This window comes from Vitreimonas sp. (assembly GCF_036392335.1).
GTDB lineage: Bacteria > Pseudomonadota > Alphaproteobacteria > Caulobacterales > Aquidulcibacteraceae > Vitreimonas.
Window position 1 is genome coordinate 1 of sequence record NZ_DASVYD010000063.1, and the last position, 2531, is coordinate 2531.

Annotated in this window: 3 protein-coding genes and 1 pseudogene; 1 reads left to right on the plus strand and 3 read right to left on the minus strand. The window is 65.0% G+C overall.

Annotation, left to right across the window (positions count from 1 at the left end):
* Positions 1-1068: HisS family protein (locus tag VF769_RS14495; protein ID WP_331009138.1), on the minus strand; the 1068-nt coding region annotated here is incomplete at its 3' end.
* 191 nt (positions 1069-1259) lie between these two features.
* Between VF769_RS14495 and VF769_RS14500 the strand changes: the two genes are divergently transcribed.
* The gene (locus tag VF769_RS14500) at positions 1260-1652 is read left to right on the plus strand and encodes a hypothetical protein (protein WP_331009139.1); all 393 of its coding nucleotides are present in this window, start codon (positions 1260-1262) and stop codon (positions 1650-1652) included.
* Positions 1653-1682: 30 nt separating this feature from the next.
* On the opposite strand, the gene VF769_RS14505 is transcribed toward VF769_RS14500, so the two are convergent.
* Together VF769_RS14505 and VF769_RS14510 are read right to left on the minus strand one after the other, a co-directional pair.
* Entirely contained in the window at positions 1683-2333 is a 651-nt protein-coding gene (locus VF769_RS14505) for a thioredoxin family protein (RefSeq protein ID WP_331009140.1), read from the minus strand.
* Positions 2330-2531 (minus strand): annotated as a pseudogene (locus VF769_RS14510) (disulfide bond formation protein DsbD); the annotation flags it as partial. The gene VF769_RS14505 and the pseudogene VF769_RS14510, both read right to left, overlap by 4 nt.

Sequence of the window (2531 nt, forward strand, 5' to 3'; positions counted from 1 at the left end):
GATGGAGAAGCCGGTCGCCGGAATGCGTTCGCCACGGAAGCGGGAGACGAGGTCATCATAGCGCCCGCCGCCGCCGACCGAACCAAAGTTCGCGCCGCCCGCGCCAATCAACTGCGCCTCGAACACAGTCCCTGTGTAGTATTCGAGACCACGGACCACTGCGGTATCAAACCGATACTGCTCGGGCGTGACTCCCAGCGCGTCGAGCGTCTCACAAATTCCCGCCATGTGATCGAGCGCTAGACGGCCCGCCTCGACGTTTCGGAGTCTGGTTAGCCCTTCTCGTTGAAGATAGAGCTGCGGCGCTCCGGCAAAGAATTCTGGAGTGGCGAACTCAAGAACGGTCCTGATCTGCGCGCTATCCAGCTTTGCACCTTCGGTGCGATCACCAGACTCGTCTGTTCGGCCCTCGCCCAACAAAAGCGCTACGTTGTCCGGCCCTAACCGGTCCATCTTATCGATCGCTCGCAGCACACGGAGCCGCTGAGCGCGAGAAGCGTCATTACCTGGCAAGCCAATGCTCTCAAGCAAGGCGTCAAGCAGCCGACGATCACTGACAAAAATCTGATACCCGCCGCGCTGCACGCCGGCCGCTTCCAGCCCCGCGCACGCAACAGCGATCATCTCCGCATCCGCCGCCGGCGACGCCGCGCCGACCGTATCCGCGTCGCATTGCCAGAATTCCCGGAAACGCCCCGGTCCCGGCTTCTCATTGCGCCATACGGGGCCCGCCGCCCAGCGGCGATAGGGCTTCGGCAGCGCGTCGAAATTCTCTGCGACGAACCGGGCCAGCGGCGCGGTCAGATCGTAGCGCAGCGCCAGCCATTGCTCGTCGTCGTCCTGCAGCGCGAACACGCCTTCGTTCGGCCGATCCTGGTCCGGCAGGAACTTGCCGAGCGCATCGGCATATTCGAACGCCGGCGTCTCCAGCGGCTCGAAGCCCCAGGTCTCATAGACCTTGGCGATGCGCTGGATCAGCCCGCGCTCCAGCGCCAAGCCCGGCCCGCGCCGATCCATCAGCCCCCGCGCGCGGCGGGGCTTGGGGCGATTGGCGGCTTGGTCTGACATCGTGGTTCTCTGGGCGGGATTAGGGATTGGGGATTAGGGATTGGGGGACGCTTGAGCAAGGGCGACACAGCCCTCCCCAAGCCCAACACCCAATCCCTAATCCCCAAAATTGAGAACCCCATCCCCCGAACCGAGTATCCGGCGCCCGCCTTGCAGCCGGCATGCTTACGATACGGGTTGGGAGGCCCATCATGCTGAGCTGTGCCGCTTTGACCTTTCTGGGCGCCGCCGCCCTCACCGACATCTCCATGCTCTCGAACGAGGTTGAGACGAGTGCGCGCGCCCTCACCGTTCAGACCGAGATCACGCCGGGCTTGTTGGCCGATCTCGCCGATTTCTCGGGCGACGCTGAGCGGCTTTCGGCCGCCCTTAACCAGGTCGGCGTCGAGCAAGATCTGCCATGCATCTTCCACGACATCGCCACTGATGCGCGCGTGCGCATGAGCGAATTCCGCGACGCCGACACCGAGGCCGAACGCGCCGCGGCCTTCACCAATCTGCGCGTCCTAATGGACGACGCGATCCAACTCGCCCCAATCGCTGCCAGCATGGCGGCGGATGAGGTCGCGCGCGCTGGCGATTAGCTATGCGCCCCCGCACGCGGGGGAAGACGCTTACCTCGCGTACTTCACATTGCAGCCATAGGGCGTGGTTTGCGCTGTGGCCACGGCGCGGCCGGCCTCGATGTCCGCGAGCGCGGCGCGCACATAATTCGTCGCGCCTTCCAGCGAGGACGGACGCGCCGATGGGCGGTCATCGATCGCGCCCTGATACACCAGCACGCCTTCGGCGTTGATGATGTACATGTGCGGCGTTGTTAGCGCGCCGTATGCGCGGCCAACCGCACCCGTGGGGTCAAGCAAGGTCGCCGTGGGCGACGCGCCGTCGGTCTGCACGCGCGCGCGCGCACCGGCGGCGTCGAGATGCCCTTGCTCGCCTGGGGCCGACGAAATGATCTGCAGCCAGACGACGCCGTCCGCCGTCGCCTCCTGCTGCAGCGTCTGCATGTTGCGCGAGTCATAGTGCTTGCGCACATACGGACAGCCGTGGTTGGTCCACTCCAGCACGACCGTGCGGCCGCGGAATTCCGCCAGCGTGCGCGTGGCGCCGTTTGCATCCTGCACCGAGAAATTCGGCGCCTGTGCGCCATTGGCAACCGCCGCCTGCGCCTCATCGCTCAGCAGCATATTGATGCCGCCAGCGGCGCCGAAGGCGACCAAAGCGCCACCACCGATCAGAAGCGCGCGTCGTGACATCTCGTTCATTCCGTCTCTCCCTGGATCGTTTGCAGAATTAAGTCCTGGCTGAGCATTTGCGGCAACACCACGGGCGCTCGACCGTCCGCCGGATAAAAGAGATAGAGTGGGACGCCGGCGCGTCCATGCGCGGCAAGTTCCGCCGCAATCGTCTCATCGCGATTGGTCCAATCGCCGACGAGATAGGCGACGTTCGCCTCGGCGAAA